Genomic DNA, 16,064 nt, shown 5'->3' with positions numbered 1-16,064 from the left:
CACAACTAAATTGTGCACAACTGGTCTGGGTTGGGTGGGTCGAGCCAAGGTGCTCTGTCGCGGTGGGCGGTGACGTGAAATCTCGGCCGGCGGCCGAAGGCGGCAGGCCGAGCCGAGCCGAGCCGAGCCGAGCCGAGCCGAGCCGAGCCGAGCCGAGCCGAGCCGAGCCGAGCCGAGCCGAGCCGAGCCGAGCCGAGCCGAGCCGAGCCGAGCCGAGCCGAGCCGGGCCGAGCCGAGCCGAGCCGAGGGCTGGCCGAGGGCGGGGCGAGGGCGGGGCGTGGGCTGTGGGTCACGGACCGAGGAATGTGGGTCAAGGGTCGTGGTGTGGGGCCGGGTAGGTCCGTTCGGGGAGAGCTGTCGGATCAGCTCGGTGACAGCGGGTGGTCTCCGTCGTCGGCATCAGCTGTAGGCGGTTTACCGGGGTGTGAAGTTCGTCAGAAATTGCGTCGAGGCTCTAAATGCCGCAACTTTTGGCGCTAGCGGCTGTCAAATGTGGCGCAATCACGTCTGAGCACATCACATATACATTCTGGACATGGTGACCGATCGTGACGATGCCGGGAGCAGGCGCCAGGACCTGCTGCTCTGAATCGAGCGCGATCGGGCGGGGCCTGGGTGGAGCCGAGCCGAGTGCTCCACGGCCGTGGCTGCGATGACGGGACCAGCCGGGGGACGCCTCAGAGACGGGCGCGCTGTGCGATGTGTGACGGCGTCTCGATGCCGGCCGGGAGGGCGGGGTCCGGCACCGGGTCCTGCCAGACGGAGCGGAGGGGGAGCTCGCCTGCCCACAGGCCCAGGGCGGCGTCGGGGGAGTCGGCGTCGTCGGGTGGGCCGCTGCGCGTTTTTACCGAGGCTTCGGCGAGGGGGATGGCCAGCATTGTGGTTGCGGCCAGTTCCTTGGTGCTGGGGCGGCGGGCGTAGTTCCACTGGCCGGGGGTGACGTGCTCCGTGACGATGCGGAGGGCGTCTAGTTTGTCCCAGGGGTCGACCAGGATCTGGGGGACGCCGTAGATCATGGCGCTGCGGTAGTTGATCGAGTGTTCGAAGAGGGAGCGGGCCAGGACGAGGCCGTCGACCACGGTTACGGTGACGCAGACCGTGGTGGCGGGCTGGGTCAGGGAGCGGCTGGCTACTGAGCCGTGCAGGTAGAGGTGGTCGTCGTCGAAGCCGTAGACGGTGGGGACGACCATGGGGGTGCCGTCGACGATGATGCCGAGGTGGCAGATGAAGGCGGCGCGGAGGACGGCGTACAGATGGGACCGGTCCTCGCGGCCTTTGTCCTTGGAGCGTCGCAGTTTGGTGCGCTCGGTTGAGGACAAGGCGGTCATGGCCGTCTCCAGGTGGTCTTGGGGTTCAGGTCCATGCGCAGCGCGTGCTCGGCGGCGAGGCGTTTGGGGACCGCCATGCACCAGGCGTCGAAGACGAGCTCGCGCAGCTCGGTGTCGTCGAGCTGCGCGAGCCTTGCCTGCACCCAGTTGTAACGCTCGTCGGACTTCGACGGTGGGAAGAACTTCAGCGGGTCGGCGGTGACGAGGTGGTCGCGTTCCTCTTTCGGGTACGCGATGCCCATCGTCGTCTCGTCCCGGGAAAGAGCCACATAGACGATCCTGCCGACGCGGAACTTCACCCGGTCGCGGATCAGGTGTTCCTCCGTGCGGGGGAGCTCCAGGGCGGCGGCCCGGATCTCGTGGATGCTCACCACAGCGCCGGACCTCCCTGTCTACGCCAGCTGGACCCACTCTAACGATGCCGCCGACGGTGCGTTCAGGACGGCCGTGCGGTAGCCCGCGATCATCGGGGGGACCACCGCGTCGAACTGTGAGAGCCACTCGGCTGTCTCGTACATCGCGCCGGACGTGGTGACCCGGTCCTGTTCGGACCGGAACGCGCGGACCAGGCACCAGGCGTTGTCGTCGTTGAGCATCGGACCGTACGCCACGACGGTGATGCCGCAGCGGCGCATGAGCGGGACCGTGCCCTCGTGGCTGATGCGGTGGAACTCGTCGCGGGTGCCGGGGTGCAGGTCGAAGAAGCGGATCTCGAGCAGGGCGTTCTCCATCGTGGCCTCCTGGGCGCTCACTTGACTCGGCGGCCGGCCTTCCAGACGCCGGTGACGTGGTCGGGCTTCGCGATGACGTCGGGGTCGGCGACCGGGTCGGCGTCGAGGGTGATGACGTCGGCGTCGTAGCCGGCGAGGAGCTGACCGGACTGCGGTGCCTGGAGGCCGAGTGTTGCCGGGCCGGTGGCGGTGGCGGCCTCGATCGCCTGCAGCGGGGTCAGGCCGATGCTCACGAGCAGCGGCACCTCGCGCCCGTTGCGGCCCCACGAGTCGGGCAGCTCGGCGCCGGTCATCGCGACGTCGGTGCCGGCGGCGATCGTGACGCCCTTCTGCTGGGCGAGCAGGATGCCCTGCGCGTGCTGGTCGACGATGGCCTCGAGTTTGGCCTGGGCGTAGCCGGGCAGGATGCGGGCGTCGATCAGCTCCTGGAAGATCGTCCGGGTGGTGACCAGGATGGCGCCGGTCTCGCGCATCGCGGCGGCGGTCTCCTCGTCCATGAACGTGCCGTGCTCGATCGTGAGGACGCCTGCCTCCAGCGCGGCCATCATTCCCGGCTTGCCGTGGCAGTGCGCGGCGACGGCACGCTCGGCCATCCCGGCGACCTCCACCATGGCCCGCATCTCGGCGACCGTGAACTGCTGGTGGATCGGGTGGTCCACCTCGGACAGCACCCCGCCCGACGCGTAGATCTTGATGACCCGGGCGTTGCGGCGCAGCTGCTCCCGGACCGCCCGGGCGCACTCGGCGGGCCCGTCGGCGATCCGCAGCTCCCCGCCGTGCTGGCCGAACTCCCGGACCCAGCCGATCGGGTAGCCGTGCAGGTCACCGTGGCCACCGGTGGTCGAGATCGCCGAACCGGCCGCGTAGACGTTCGGGCCCTCGACGGTGCCCTCCTCGACCGCCTTGGCCAGGTCGACGCCGAGCCCGCCTACCTCGCGTACCGACGTGAAGCCGGCGTCGAGCGCTGCCCGCAGATCGGAGACGCCGCGGGCGGCGCGGACGGCGATCGTCTCGACCGGGAGCAGGGACGTGTCGGCCGTACGCAAGCCCATGAAGTGCACGTGGGCGTCCCACAGGCCCGGCATCACGGTCTGGGCGTGCGAGACGGTGGCCTCGGGGGTGTCCGGGGCGCCGGCGGCCGGGCCCGCGTACGAGATGCTGCCGCCGTCGAGCACGACGACACCGTTCTCGATGGGCGTGCCCCGGCCGGGAATCAACTGGTCCGCTTCGATGCGTTCAATCATGGCGGCCACCGTCGCAGAATTCCGCCGCTGTTTCGCCGTCCCGCACGCCTATCCGGACAGATGTCAGCGATCGGCGTAAGCGCAGTTCTTCAATTGCGCTCCCCGGCAATTACTGCCCTTGCCGCGCGCTTCCCGGCCCCGATTTGCTGGCGGTCGCCGAACTGAATCAGCCCCGGCGGAAAACCAACGTGGAGGATCCATGCCCAGCCTGACCCGAGCCGAGGCGCAGCGGCGCAGTTCACTGCTCACCGTTCACTCGTACGACGTCGACCTGGACCTGAGCGGGGACGGTGAGGTCTACCGGTCGGTCACCACCGTGCACTTCGCGGCGGCCGAGCCGGGATCGCGAACCTTCCTCGACGTCAAGGCGCGGGACCTGCACAGCGTGCGGCTCAACGGCCGCGAGCTCGACCACACCGGCTGGGCGGACGGCCGGCTCCCGCTGACGGGGCTCGCGGCCGACAACCGGCTCGAAGTGGTCGCCGACATGCGGTACTCCCGGGAGGGGGAGGGGCTGCACCGCTACACGGACCCCGCGGACGGGCTCACCTACCTCTATGCCTTTGTGTACGCCGACCACGCGCCCCGCGTCTTCGCCTGCTTCGACCAGCCCGACCTCAAGGCGCCCTACCGGTTCACGGTCACCACCCCGGCGGACTGGACGGTGCTCGGCACCAGCCCCGCCACCCAAATCGCACCCGGGCGGTGGCGGCTCGCTGAGTCCGCGCCCCAGGCCACGTATCTGACGACGATCGTGGCCGGGCCGTACCGCTCGTTCACGACCGAGCATGACGGCATCCCGCTCGGCGTGCACTGCCGGGCCTCGCTCGCCGGGAAGCTCGCGCCGCACACCACGGAGATCTTCGACGTCACGGCCCGCTGCCTCGACGAGTACCGGGACACGTTCGGGGCCCGCTACCCGTTCGACGCGTTCCACCAGGTCTTCGTCCCCGAGTTCAGCGTCCTCTCCCTCGACCACCCCGGCTGCGTCCTGCTCCGCGAGCTCTACCTCGACCCGGCCACCGAGAGCGAACGCGAGACCCGTGCGGTCGTCCTCGCGCACGGCATCTCGCTGATGTGGCTGGCCGCCCTCGTGACCCACCGGTGGTGGGACGAGTTCTGGCTGAGTCAGGCGTTCGCCGACTACATGGCGCACCGGGTCACCGCGAAGGTCACCCGGTTCAGCGGACCGCCGGTCACGTTCTCGGTGCGGCGCAAGGCCCAGGCGTACGTCGCGGATCAGCGCCCGTCCACGCACCCGGTCGGCGTCGAGGGTGACGACGTGCAGTCGGTGTTGCTGGAGATGGACCGGATCACGTATTTCAAGGGCCACTCGGTGCTGCGGCAGCTCGTCGCCCGGGTCGGCGAGGACGGCCTGCGCGAGGGCCTGCGGATCTACTTCACCCGTCACCGGTACGGCACCGCGACCTACGACGACTTCCTCGAAGCCCTGGCCGAGGCGATCGGCGAGGACCTGTCCGGCTGGGGCCGCGAATGGTTCGGCCGGGCCGGTGTCAACACCCTGGAACCCGAGCTGGAGATCGCCGGCGGCCGGATCGTGTCAGCCGCCGTCCGGCAGAGCGAACCATCGCGCACCCACACCCTCAACGTCGGCCTGTACGGGGACACGATCAAGGTCGAGCGGATGACCGTACGCGGTGGGCGTACCGAGATGACCGGTCTGGTGGGAGCCCCGGCCCCCGACCTGCTGGTGGTCAACGACGGCGACCACACCTACGCCAAGATCCGGTTTGATCCCCGCTCGCGGGCGGCCCTGCCGTCCTGGCTGCCGCGGCTGTCCGCGCAGAACCGGGCCATGATCTGGTGCGCCGTCCTGCTGGCCGTGCAGGACGGCGAGTTCCCAGCGCCGGCGTACCTGTCCATGGTGGGCGACCTGGTCCGGGCCGAACCGGAACCCACCATCCTCGCCGAGGTCCTCGAACAGACCCGCAACGACGTGCTCGACCGCTTCCTCACCCCGTCGCGCCGCCCGGCCGCCATGGCCGGGCTCGCCGCCGCGCTGGACGAGCGGCTCGCGTCGGCCGGAACGGCGATCTCGCTGGTGCGCGCCCGGATCGACGCCGAACAGGACACCGCCACCCTGCGCGGCTGGCTCGACGGCGACAAACTGCCGGGCGCTGTCGGCCTCGACGACGACCTCGGCTGGCGGCTGCGGTACCGGCTGGCCGTGCTGGGCGGGCTCTCCGCGGCGGAGATCGCCGATGCGGTGCTGGTGAACCCGGGGCTCGACGCCGACCAGTGGGCCGCGAAATGCCGTGCCGCGCGTCCCGACCCGGTGACCAAGGCGGAGGTCTGGCGCACGATCATGACCGACCCGGAGATCTCCAGCTATCAGCTGTGGGCGCTCGCCGAGGGCTTCTGGCAGCCCGAACAGAACGACCTGACCGATGGGTACGTCGACCGCTTCTTCGCCGAGATCCCGGCGGCCGCGGCCCGGCGTGGCGACCTCGTCACCGAGCTGCTCCTGCGCTTCCTCTACCCGCGGTACGCCGCGCAGCCGCGGACGTTGCTGCTGGCCCAGCACCTGCTCGGCGGGTCGGAACTGCCACCCCCGCTGCGCCGCGCTGTCGCCGACCACACCGACGACCTGCGCCGGGTGGTTCGCGCCCGGCAGCTCGGCTAGGGGGCCCGCATGCGCATCGCCATCGTGGGTGCCGGGCTCGCCGGCACGCTGCTGGCCTGGCGGCTGCACCAGCTCAGCCCCGGCCTGACCGTCACCGTGCACACGCTGCCGTCCGCGGGCGGGGACGCCACCGCGGCGTCGGGCGGCCTGGTCCGGGGCTTCGAACCCGACGGCCTCAGCGCGGAGGTCGCCGCCGAGAGCCTCGCCGAGTTGTACGCGGACCCGGCCCTGCGGGAGACCGCCGGGTACACGGAGATCGGCTCGGTGTACGTCCTCGAACCGGGCGCGGAGATCGCCGACCCGCTCAAGGTGGTCGACGACCGGCTGCCCGGCTCGGCGACGGTTCTCGACCGGTTCGCACTGCACCGGCTCGGGTTGCGGGGGCTGCCGCCGGGGACGGTCGGCGTGCAGGAGAGCCGGGCCGGTTATCTGTCCCCGGCCCGGCTGCGGGACGGGGTGCTCGCCCGGCTCACCACCCCGGTCCTGCGGACACCGGTCACGGCGGTCGGGCCCGATGCCGCACTCACGCTCGCCGACGGCCGGCACCTCCGGTACGACGCCGTCGTCCTCGCCGCCGGCGCCTGGACACCGCGCCTGCTGAACGGCTCGGGCGGCCCGAACGGCTCGGGTGAGGGGGCGTTGCGGACCAGGCGGATCCAGTACACGATCTGTCTGTCCGGGCTGCCGCGGATCGGGTCGTTCGTCGACGAGACGAGCGGGCTCTACGGCCGGCCGCTGTCCCCGGAGATCATGCTGCTCGGCGTGCCCACCACCGGCTGGGACGTCGACCCGGACCGCGTCGGCGTCGACACCACCGTGATCGCCGTGCTGCGGGAGACGGTCCGGCAACGCTTCGGCGAGGCGGTGACGCCGGTGCGTTCCGTCGCGGCGGCCGACTGCTACACCGAGCCGGCGGGGCTGCTCCTGCGCGCGGCCGGCCAGGGCCTGTTCACGTTCACCGGCGGCAGCGGGGGTGCGGCGAAAGCCGTCCTGGCAGCCAGTCGCCGCGCGGCAGCGGCGCTCCTGGACGCGGTCGGGGACTAGACCCGGTTGCTGCTGCCTGCCAGTATGGCGCGCGATGATCGAGCTAATCGAACTGACGAAGGCCTACGGGCGGGTCCGTGCCGTCGACGGGGTGACGTTCTCCGCGGTGCCCGGGCGGGTGACGGGATTCCTGGGGCTCAACGGCTCCGGGAAGACCACCACGTTGCGGATGTTGCTCGGCCTGAGCCGTCCGACGTCCGGCCGGGCACTGATCAACAAGGTGCGGTTCCAGGACCTGACCGACCCGGCCAGGCAGGTCGGTGCCGTGCTGGAGCAGGGCATCAGCCACCCGGGACAGAGCGGCCGCGCCCACCTCACGACGCAGGCGCTGCTCATCGGCGTCGACCGCGCCCGGGTGGAGGTGCTGCTGGAGCAGGTGGGCCTGGCCGGCGCCGCGGAGCAGCGCTGCGGCGACTATTCGCTCGGCATGCGGCAGCGGCTGTCGGTGGCGACGGCGCTGCTGGGTGACCCGCAGGTGCTGATCCTCGACGAGCCGGCGAACGGGCTCGACCCGGAGGGCATCGCCTGGCTGCGGGAACTGCTGCGCGATCACGCCCGCTCCGGTGGCACCGTGCTGATCTCCAGCCATCTGCTGGCGGAGCTGGCCCAGCTCATCGATGACGTCGTCATCATCGCCGAGGGCACCGTGCGGTATGCGGCGCCGCTGTCCGAGCTGTACGGTTCGGCCTCCGCGCGGCTGCGGATCCGCGGCCGGGATCCGCAACGGCTGTGGCGCGCGTTCGAGGAGGCCGGGGCCACGGTCGACACCGACGGGTACGCCCTGGAGGTCATCGGTCTGACCCCGGAGGACGCGGGCGACATCGCGTTCGAGGCCGGTGTGCCGCTCTACGAGCTGGCCTCCGACGCCCCGAACCTCGAACAGATCTTCCTCAACCTCGTCGCCGGCGACGCGCCCGCGCCCACCCCGGTCACCGCCCCCGCCCCTGACCCCGGCTCGCCACCGGCCGCCGAGCTCTTCCCCGCACCCGCGCACCTCATCCCGATCCCCTCCGAAACCCCGATCCCTTCCGAAGCCCAGCCCTCTTCCGAAGCCCCGCCCTCTTCCGAAGGCCCGCCCTCTTCCGAAGGCCCGCTCCTCTCCGAAGCCGCCGCATCGCCCGAGCGCGCCGCATCCCCGGGGACTGACGCATTCTCCGAGAGCGCCGCCGTGCCGGAGAGCGCTGCGACGATGACGACGACTCAGGAGGGCGACCGATGATCGCCGTGGTGCGCAGTGAGCTGTACCGGCTGTCGACGATCCGGTCCAGCGCGTTCTCGATCGCGGTCTTCGCGGCATTCGGCATCATCTTCAGCGTGATGAGCGCCGACATGTGGGCGCTGCTGGCGGGCGTGAGCGCGTTCGGCTTCGGGGTCACCGGCATCACGCAGCACTATCAGCACCGTACGGCCGTGCTGCTCTACCTGGCCCGGCCCAAGCGGCTCCAGGTGCTGCTCGCCCAGCTGCTGACCACCGTGATCGTGTCCCTCGGGTTCGCCGCGGTCAGCGGGGTCGTTGTGCTCTTCAGCGGCGACGTCGACGTCTTTCTGCGTACCCTGACGGTCGTCCCGATCATGGGGCTGCTCGGTGCGGCGATGGCGACCGTCGTGCGCCGGGCCACGCCGCTGGTGGTCGGGTTCGCGGTGTGGGTCATCTTCATCGAGGCCATGTACTTCCGGATGGAGCAGCCGCTGCCGTTCTCAGCGTACCTCGACGCCGCCGGTGGCAACGGCCGGGCGCTGCTGCAGTTCCTGGGCTGGGCCCTCGCCGCGGTCGTCGCCGCGGGCTTCTCGGTACGCCGTGACGTGAACGTCGACTGACCGCCGCGACGTGAACGTCGACTGATCGTCCCGAGGTGAACGTCGACTGATCGTCCCGAGGTGAACGTCGGCTGAGGGCTCGAAAACGCCGAACCACGCACGAAAAAGGGCCAAAACGCGCAAAATCGGAGGCAGTTCTGTCTCCGAGACGCGGAAGGATGCCCTGCGATGGCGAGGCTCGCGCGACGTTTCCTTGCGGGCCTCGGCGGGTTGGTGCTGCTGGGCCTGCTGGCGGTGCTTGCGGAGCTGGCCACGGACGCGTCGGCCGCCACCAGGACCCACGCCGCCAGGACCTATGACGCGGTGCCGCTGAGCGCGGAGCCGGGCACCCTGATCGCCGCTTCCGGCAACATCGCGTGCGGGCACACCACCACCGCGTTCAACGGCGGGAAGGGTACGGCGGTCGGGTGCGCGATGGGGCGTACCTCGGACATGATCCTGAGGGCCGGTGACGCCGTCGCCACCGTCCTCGCCGTGGGGGACCTGCAGTACGAGCACGGCGCGTGGGAGGACCTGCAGGTGTCCTTCGACCCGACGTGGGGGCGGCTGCGCGACAAGATCCATCCCGTGCCGGGCAGCCACGAGTACTCGATCTCCGGCGCGCCCGACTACTACCGCTACTGGGGCGAGCAGGCGCACCCCGACCGCAAGAGCAACTACAGCTTCGAGGTCGACGGTTGGAAGATCTACGCGCTCAGCTCGGCCTGCTCGACGAAGGCGTGCTCGCCCGGCGGCGAGATGTACGAATGGCTCAAGGGCGAGCTCGCCGGCCAGTCACCGGACCAGTGCCAGCTGGCGTACTGGCATCATCCGATCATCTCCATCGGCCAGTTCGGCAACAACCCGAACATGCCACCGATGGCCCGGCTGCTCTACGACGCCGGCGTGGACGTCATCGTGAACGCGCACGACCACAACTACCAGCGGTGGTCGCGGATCACCCCGGATTCGACCGTCGACAACGACAACGGCTACCGCAACTTCATCGTCGGGACCGGCGGCATCAACCACCACCGTTTCTACGCGATCGACCCGGTCCGGCACGCGGGTTTCGAGACCGGCACGGACAAGGAGTTCGGCGTTCTCTTCCTGAAGCTCAATCCTCTGGGGTACGCGTGGGAGTACCGCACCCTCGGCGGCATCTACACCGACGCGGGCAAGGAGACCTGTCACCGCGAGCCGGGCACCGCCCGCGTTCCGGTGCCCGCCAGCGCGCCGCGGCCCACCCCGAAGGGTCAGCCGATCCCGGGTAACAAGTCGACGCTCCCGTACCCGCCGGTGGTGACCCCGTCCGGCAGCGGCGCGACCCTGACGACGGCCTGGCTCCCGCCGACCAAGCCGGGCACGTCCGGGCCGGTCGACCAGTACAGGATCAGCGTCTACGGCAGCGAACCCGGCCACCCCACCGAGGTCGTGCCGATCGCCCAGCGAACGATCGACGGGACCGCCACGTCCATCGACTACGACATGTCCGGCAACCCGGGCTGGTCACACCGGGTCACCGTGGAGGCGCACAACCCCGGCGGCTGGGGCAATCCCGCGGTGCTGTCCAGCGCGGTCGACGCCCCCGGTGCCGCGGCCACGTCGGACGGCACGGTCCCGGCCGGCTGGACCGCGCTCGCCTCGGACTATCCGCTGCCGCCGATCTCGCATCCGGGTTCGCCGCGCGGGGTCAAGGTGGAGGCCGGCAACGCCGCGGCGACCGTGACCTGGCGGGCACCGACCACGGACGGCGGGTCACCGATGACCGGCTATGACGTGTACGCGAACCCGGGCGGCCTGGTCGCGTCTGTTGGCGCCGCGGCCACCACCGCGACGGTCAGCGACCTCGTCAACGGCGACAGCTACACGTTCCAGGTCGTGGCGATCAACGACGTGGCCGAGTCGGGGCCGACGAACGAGTCCGCGGCGGTCGTACCGTCGAAGGCAGCGGAGGCACCGGTCGCCACCGTGACGGTGCCGGGGGTGCCGCTGCAGGTGAACGCCCAGCCCGGCAACGGTGCGGCGACCGTGACGTGGACCGCTCCCACCTCGGACGGCGGCAGCCCGGTCACGTCGTACTCCATCGCCTCGGAGCCGGGGTCGCACCTCGCGACGGTGGACGGCGCGCTGCGCTCGGGGCGGGTGGACGGGCTCAAGGCCGGCACCTCGTACACGTTCACGGTCACCGCGAAGAACTCCGCCGGCAGCTCCGCGGCGAGCGCGGTCAGCAGCGCCATCACCATCGCCGCGGTGACCTCGCCCGCGTCCTCTCCGGCAACCCCGGGCGTTCCGGTGGACAAAACGGTCCCCGGCAACCCGCGGCTGCCGGTCGCCCTCGCGGGATCGCGCTCCGCCGACGTCACGTGGGCGGCGCCGAGCACCGACGGCGGTTCCCCGATCACCGGTTACATCGTGACGATGCAGCCGTCGGGGCTGACGCAGACGATCCCGGCGGGGAACCGCAAGGCCACGTTCAGCGAGCTCACCGCGGGTACGTCGTACCGCTTCACCGTCTTCGCCCTCAACCGGATCGGCAGGTCGGCCCAGAGCGACGAGACCCGCCCGGTGATCCCCCGCGACCCGATCACGGCCCCGGCCCCGCCCCGCTTCGTGATCGCCGCGGCCGGCGACGGCTACGCGAAGGTGGCCTGGACCGCCCCGGTCAGCGACGGCGGTTCCCCCGTCCTCGGCTACTCGATCGTCGGCCCGTCCCCGGACATCGCCGCGCACACCCTCGCCACCGACCGCCTGGAGGCAACGGTCACCGGCCTGCACAACGGCACCAAGTACACGTTCACGGTCCTCGCCGAGAACAAGGCCGGCCTCTCGGCAAAGTCGGCCGCGACGGCCGTGGTGACCCCGCAACTGGGCCTCGCCGAACCCGCCATGCCGGTCTCGGTGGACACGACCAGGACCAAGAACGGCGAGGACGAGGAGGAGGAAGACGAGGGCAGCATTCAAGACCTGTTCGAGGACGCCTTCCTGGAACCCGACGAGGATCCCGTTCAGACCGCCCAGGTCTGGGGCGTCCTGCTGCTGCTCATCGGCGGGGGAGTCGCCTTCTGGCGCCACCGCCGCAAGAAGTCCGTCAAGAAGCCGGAATGATCGCGGTCAGCGCTTGAGGTTGTGCCGGCGGTGGGTCAGCTTCTCGACCAGGGTGGCGGGGACGATACGGCGCAGGCCGAAGACCAGCGGAGCGTTGCTGCCCACCGCATAGAGCGGCTTCGGCGGGTTCGCCTCGACCGCCTTGACGATGGTGGCGGCGACGCGTCCGGCGGTGATGCCCGCGCGTTCGTTGCGGTCGAGGGCGGCCAGCATCGTCTCGAAGTCGTCCTGGTGCGGGGAGTCCGCGGCGACGTACTTGGTGCGGCGGTCACTGATGCCGGTGGCGATGGAGCCCGGCTCGACAGTGGTCAGCCAGACCCCGAACGGCGAGAGCTCCTGGCGGCCGGCGTCGGCGAAACCCTTCAGCGCCGCCTTCGAGGCCACGTAGGACGACCGGTAGGCGAGCGGGAACGACGCCAGCATCGACCCGACCATGATCACCCGGCCGTAGCCGCGCTCCCGCATGCCGGGCAGGGCGAGCTGGGTGAGCCGCAGCGCCCCGAAGACGTTGACGCGGAAGAGCCTTTCCACCGCCTCCGCCGGGAGTTCCTCCAGCGGTCCGCTCTGGCTCTCGCCGGCGTTGTTGATCAGTACGTCGACCGCGCCCAGTTGCGCCGCCATCCCCTCGACCGAAGCCGGGTCCGCGAGATCGAGCGCGACGTAGTCGACCCCCGCGACCGGGTCCGTGATCCGCCCGGGTGACCTGCTCGTCCCGATGACCCGGTAACCGCGTTCCATCAGGGCGGCCGCGGTCGCCTTCCCGATACCGGACGAAGCACCCGTCACCAGCGCCGTACGTGTCATCGGACCTGCTCTCTGCTCTGCCCGGGAGGGCTCAGTTCCCGGCAAGGGATTCGCCGAGATCACTGCGGTAGTACAGGATGCTCCGTCCGTACCGGGCGCTGTTGAGCAGCCCTCCGCGTTGGAGGACCCGCAGGTGCTGGTTGACGGCGGACGGGGTGACGCCGAGCCGGAGCGCCAGGTCGGTCGAGGAGGCGGGCTCGCCCAGCGCCGCGAGCAGGGTCGCGCGGGTGCTGCCCAGCAGGTCGCGGATGGCGCCGGTGTCGGGCCGGTCCGCCGTGGACCACATCGCGCCCTGCCCGCGCGCCGGGTAGACGATCACCGGGGGGAGATTCTCGTCCGCCGGGGTGGAGGACCGCCCGACGAACATGGACGGTACGAGAGTCACGCCCTCGCCGCGGATCGGGCGGACCCGCGCGATCGGGCTCGCCAGCCGGATGTCGATGTTGCGGCCGTCGAAGCTGATCGAGCTGGAGAGGCCACCCAGCATCGTGCCGATCCCGGCCTGCGCCGCGACCCGTCCCCGGTAGGTGATGTCGGCCTCCAGCACAGCCCGCATGCGTTTCCAGTACGGCACGAAGCACAGCTCCCACGCCTGGGTCAGCGCCGCGACCAGGCGGGCGACCACCTCGCCGTGCGGCCCGTCGAACACCGGGGGGACTTCGCCGTGGACGTGCACGAGATCGCCGCGGAGCCGTTCCGGGGTGATCCGGGCGAGTTCGGCGATCTCCTGGCCGAAGTCGGTGAGCGGTGACCCGGGCCGCGGGTTGGTGAAGTCGGCGACCCAGCGCCGGTCGTTGACGAGCCCGAGCAGCACCTCGGTGTCGAGCAGCGGCCGCACCGGGGCGATGCGGTCGAGCCAGGGGCGCTGCAGGGGGAACGCGTCCGGGACACGCAGCGCGCGGAGCCCGAGGCTGACCTCGCCCAGCGGCGAGATGCCGAAGCGGACGGCGGAGACGTCCGCGGACTCCAGCTCGTACCGAATCATGAAGCCATATCCTAAATCTGTTGGCCGTGGCACCGTATGTTGGCATAACCGACGGGTGCCTGTTGCCGAAGCCCCCGTCCCGCTCCGCGTTCTCCTCCGCGACGATGCCGTTCTGCGGCGCCTGCTCACCGTCACCCTCGTCGACACCGTCGGGCGCGGGGCGTTCTTCACCCTGACCTCGCTGTACCTCACCACGATCGTGGGCGTTCCCGCCGTGGCGGTCGGTCTCGGGCTGACGATCGCCGGCGGCGTCGGTGTCGTCAGCTCCCTCGCGTTCGGGCACCTCGCCGACCGCTGGAGCTCCCGGATGATGCTCGTGGTGCTGCACGTCGTGCAGGGGCTCGCGGTCGCCGCGTACGTCGTGGTCCACGATGTGGTGTCGCTCGTGGTGGTGGCCTCGATCGTGACGCTGGTCCAGCAGGGTGGCTCCTCGGTGCGGTCCGCGGCGGTGGGCCGCGCCTTCCCCGGCGAGGAACGGGTGCGGATCCGGGCGACCATGCGGACGGTGACGAACATCGGGATCTCCGCGGGCACGGCTGTCGCGGCCATCCCGCTGGCCATCGGTACGGGCACCGCGTACCGGATCACGCTGGCGGCGGGCGGCGCGTTCTACCTCGTGTCGTCGGTCCTGCTCCTCGGGCTGCCGGCGGCGCGAGTCGACGCCCGGGCCCGTACGGCTGCCTCGCCGCCCCCACCGGGGCCGTCGCCGTACCGGGACCTGCGCTTCCTCGGCGTCACGGCGCTGAGCGGCGTCTTCGGGATCCAGTTCGGCCTGGCCGAGGTGGGCGTCCCGCTGTGGGTCGTCGGTCACACGCGCGCCCCGGACGTGCTCGTCTCGGCGCTGCTGCTCGTCAACACCGGTCTCGTCATCGCCCTGCAGGTGCGCCTGAGCCGCGGAACCGGCGACCTGCGCGGCGCGGGACGGGCGATGTCCCGCGCCGGGTGGCTGATGGCCGCCGCGTGCGTGGTCTTCGCCGCCGCGGGCTGGGGTTCACCCCTGCTCGCGACCGTGGCCCTGCTCGCCGCGGCGGTCCTGCAGGCCTTCGCGGAGATCCTGTCGAGCGCGGCCGGCTGGAACCTCAGCTTCGAACTCGCCCCGCCGGACCGCATCGGCGCCTACCAGGGCATCTACGGCACCGGGTACGCCCTCGGCGCGATGGTCGCCCCGGCGGTCGTCACCCTGACCGCCATCGACCTCGGCACGCCCGGCTGGCTGATCCTCGCGGCAATGTTCCTCGCCTCCGCAACCGGCCTCGCCGCCATCGCCCGCCGCGCCGCGGTTTCCAAGGCTTCCTCTGCGGTCAGGTGGCGAGGGTGACAGAAATTTCTTGGCGTTCCACCATGGACGGCAACACAGTCCTCGACCGGCCTGGACGTGACACTCCGCATTGACACACTAACGGCTGCCCGGCTGCGCGGTGAGTTGTTGCGCTGTGCGCCTGGAGGCGACAACTTTGTGCGGTGCTACTCATCAAGTCCGGGCAATCGTGTCTGACAGCAGAACATATGTTTCGTCGTCAGACATGATTGGCCCGCGCTTGACACTTGACGCCGCAGAAGGTTGCGGCATCGCGGGTTTCGATGCAACTTCGTGCCTATGGCTAGCGCCAAGCCCCCTCGCCACCCACTTCAAACGAATCAAAGACTCGGGACGCTACTAGTCGGTTGTTCCCGTGGCGAGGGCCTTGACCGTGCCGATCGCGTAGTCCCCGGCGGAGCAGGCCGTCTGCGGGTGGCTGACGAAGATCGACGCGGTCTCGTCCGGCGGGTAGACGCGGTAACCGCGCACATCCTTGACCTTGCAGTCCTCGGGCGCGGCGGCCTCGGGGTTGGCGATCTCGATGGTGGCGTGCGCGCTGGCACCGGCCTTCAACGTGATCGAGGGCGAGTCGGCGGGTGCGCGGTTGAACGCCTTGCCGACCTGCTCGCCCGAGTCGCCGGTGACGAACGAGACGCCCGGGTAGCCCTCCAGCGTGCACGTGCTGCCCGACGTGTTCTCGAAGACCAGGAACTCACTGTGGTGCCCGGCCGAGCCGCCGCCCTTGTCGCCTTTGTCACTGACCTTCAGATCCCCGGTGTGACATCGCGTGGTGCCGCCACCGCTCGCATTGCCGGTCTTGTTCGTGGCGGTGGGCGTGCTTCCGGTGCTTCCCGTGCTTCCGGTGCTCCCACCGCTCCCGGTGCCTTCGGCGGCCGGGGGCGCGGTGGTGGGCGCCGCGGCCGGTGCTGCCGTCGGAGTCGTGCTCGCGCAGGCGGCGGACAGGACCAGCCCCGCGGCGCCGGTCACCAGCAGCATCGCGCGCTTGACGTTGCGCATCGTGGTCTCCTCAGCGTTGATCAACTCGTACTGTTCCCACGCTAGGAAGGCCGCGGATCGTT

At 70.8% G+C, this 16,064-nt stretch carries 12 protein-coding genes and 1 pseudogene; 6 read left to right on the top strand and 7 right to left on the bottom strand.

Annotation, left to right across the window (positions count from 1 at the left end):
- Positions 1-677: 677 nt before the first annotated feature.
- From Aco04nite_RS38740 to Aco04nite_RS38725, 4 genes are read right to left on the bottom strand one after another with little or no spacing between them, the layout of a single operon-like run.
- A complete protein-coding gene (locus Aco04nite_RS38740; protein ID WP_213002205.1) occupies positions 678-1,328 on the bottom strand; it encodes a pyridoxamine 5'-phosphate oxidase family protein in 651 nt (216 codons plus the stop codon).
- The gene (locus Aco04nite_RS38735; protein ID WP_213002204.1) at positions 1,325-1,702 is read right to left on the bottom strand and encodes an MmcQ/YjbR family DNA-binding protein; all 378 of its coding nucleotides are present in this window, start codon (positions 1,700-1,702) and stop codon (positions 1,325-1,327) included. The genes Aco04nite_RS38740 and Aco04nite_RS38735 overlap by 4 nt, the downstream gene beginning before the upstream one ends.
- 18 nt (positions 1,703-1,720) lie before the next feature.
- Positions 1,721-2,059, bottom strand: coding sequence for an NIPSNAP family protein (locus tag Aco04nite_RS38730; protein WP_213002203.1), 339 nt, complete (start codon positions 2,057-2,059; stop codon positions 1,721-1,723).
- A 17-nt stretch (positions 2,060-2,076) separates the two neighbouring features.
- On the bottom strand, positions 2,077-3,252 hold the full coding sequence (locus Aco04nite_RS38725; protein ID WP_213002211.1) for a metal-dependent hydrolase family protein: 1,176 nt from the start codon (positions 3,250-3,252) through the stop codon (positions 2,077-2,079).
- Positions 3,253-3,502: 250 nt separating this feature from the next.
- On the opposite strand from Aco04nite_RS38725, the gene pepN reads away from it, so the two are divergent.
- The 5 genes and pseudogenes from pepN to Aco04nite_RS38700 all read left to right on the top strand — a co-directional run bounded on the left by pepN (position 3,503) and on the right by Aco04nite_RS38700 (position 11,896).
- A complete protein-coding gene (gene pepN, locus Aco04nite_RS38720; RefSeq protein WP_213002202.1) occupies positions 3,503-5,947 on the top strand; it encodes an aminopeptidase N in 2,445 nt (814 codons plus the stop codon).
- A 9-nt stretch (positions 5,948-5,956) separates the two neighbouring features.
- Positions 5,957-6,991, top strand: a complete 1,035-nt coding sequence (locus Aco04nite_RS38715) for an FAD-dependent oxidoreductase (RefSeq protein ID WP_213002201.1) — start codon at positions 5,957-5,959, stop codon at positions 6,989-6,991.
- A 34-nt stretch (positions 6,992-7,025) separates the two neighbouring features.
- Positions 7,026-7,904, top strand: a pseudogene (locus Aco04nite_RS38710) (ATP-binding cassette domain-containing protein); the annotation flags it as partial.
- 302 nt (positions 7,905-8,206) lie between these two features.
- The gene (locus Aco04nite_RS38705; RefSeq protein ID WP_213002199.1) at positions 8,207-8,809 is read left to right on the top strand and encodes a hypothetical protein; all 603 of its coding nucleotides are present in this window, start codon (positions 8,207-8,209) and stop codon (positions 8,807-8,809) included.
- Positions 8,810-8,977: 168 nt separating this feature from the next.
- On the top strand, positions 8,978-11,896 hold the full coding sequence (locus Aco04nite_RS38700; protein ID WP_213002198.1) for a fibronectin type III domain-containing protein: 2,919 nt from the start codon (positions 8,978-8,980) through the stop codon (positions 11,894-11,896).
- A 6-nt stretch (positions 11,897-11,902) separates the two neighbouring features.
- Here Aco04nite_RS38700 and Aco04nite_RS38695 read toward each other — a convergent pair whose 3' ends face one another.
- Together Aco04nite_RS38695 and Aco04nite_RS38690 are read right to left on the bottom strand one after the other, a co-directional pair.
- Positions 11,903-12,700 (bottom strand): SDR family oxidoreductase, encoded by a 798-nt coding sequence (locus Aco04nite_RS38695; protein WP_213002197.1) that lies wholly within the window; start codon positions 12,698-12,700, stop codon positions 11,903-11,905.
- Between the two features lie 31 nt (positions 12,701-12,731).
- The gene (locus tag Aco04nite_RS38690; RefSeq protein WP_213002196.1) at positions 12,732-13,685 is read right to left on the bottom strand and encodes an ArsR/SmtB family transcription factor; all 954 of its coding nucleotides are present in this window, start codon (positions 13,683-13,685) and stop codon (positions 12,732-12,734) included.
- A 55-nt stretch (positions 13,686-13,740) separates the two neighbouring features.
- Here Aco04nite_RS38690 and Aco04nite_RS38685 point away from each other — a divergent pair, with 55 nt between their 5' ends.
- Positions 13,741-15,003, top strand: a complete 1,263-nt coding sequence (locus Aco04nite_RS38685; RefSeq protein ID WP_213002195.1) for an MFS transporter — start codon at positions 13,741-13,743, stop codon at positions 15,001-15,003.
- A gap of 339 nt (positions 15,004-15,342) precedes the next feature.
- On the opposite strand, the gene Aco04nite_RS38680 is transcribed toward Aco04nite_RS38685, so the two are convergent.
- Positions 15,343-16,002 carry a DUF4232 domain-containing protein gene (locus Aco04nite_RS38680; protein ID WP_213002194.1) on the bottom strand — a complete coding sequence of 220 codons (660 nt, stop codon included), beginning with the start codon at positions 16,000-16,002 and terminating at the stop codon, positions 15,343-15,345.
- Positions 16,003-16,064: the final 62 nt, after the last annotated feature.

Source organism: Winogradskya consettensis (assembly GCF_018332715.1).
In the GTDB taxonomy this organism is placed as follows: Bacteria; Actinomycetota; Actinomycetes; order Mycobacteriales; family Micromonosporaceae; genus Actinoplanes; species Actinoplanes consettensis.
Note: the sequence above shows the minus strand (reverse complement) of the source record. Positions and strands in the feature narration are given on the sequence as shown.

What these genes read in the sequence shown, in the direction of transcription:
- Aco04nite_RS38740 (WP_213002205.1), bottom strand. Translation starts at nt 1,328, where the DNA reads ATGACCGCCTTGTCCTCAACCGAGCGCACCAAACTGCGACGCTCCAAG.
- Aco04nite_RS38730 (WP_213002203.1), bottom strand. Translation starts at nt 2,059, where the DNA reads ATGGAGAACGCCCTGCTCGAGATCCGCTTCTTCGACCTGCACCCCGGC.
- pepN (WP_213002202.1), top strand. Translation starts at nt 3,503, where the DNA reads ATGCCCAGCCTGACCCGAGCCGAGGCGCAGCGGCGCAGTTCACTGCTC.
- Aco04nite_RS38715 (WP_213002201.1), top strand. Translation starts at nt 5,957, where the DNA reads ATGCGCATCGCCATCGTGGGTGCCGGGCTCGCCGGCACGCTGCTGGCC.
- Aco04nite_RS38705 (WP_213002199.1), top strand. Translation starts at nt 8,207, where the DNA reads ATGATCGCCGTGGTGCGCAGTGAGCTGTACCGGCTGTCGACGATCCGG.
- Aco04nite_RS38700 (WP_213002198.1), top strand. Translation starts at nt 8,978, where the DNA reads ATGGCGAGGCTCGCGCGACGTTTCCTTGCGGGCCTCGGCGGGTTGGTG.
- Aco04nite_RS38695 (WP_213002197.1), bottom strand. Translation starts at nt 12,700, where the DNA reads ATGACACGTACGGCGCTGGTGACGGGTGCTTCGTCCGGTATCGGGAAG.
- Aco04nite_RS38690 (WP_213002196.1), bottom strand. Translation starts at nt 13,685, where the DNA reads ATGATTCGGTACGAGCTGGAGTCCGCGGACGTCTCCGCCGTCCGCTTC.
- Aco04nite_RS38680 (WP_213002194.1), bottom strand. Translation starts at nt 16,002, where the DNA reads ATGCGCAACGTCAAGCGCGCGATGCTGCTGGTGACCGGCGCCGCGGGG.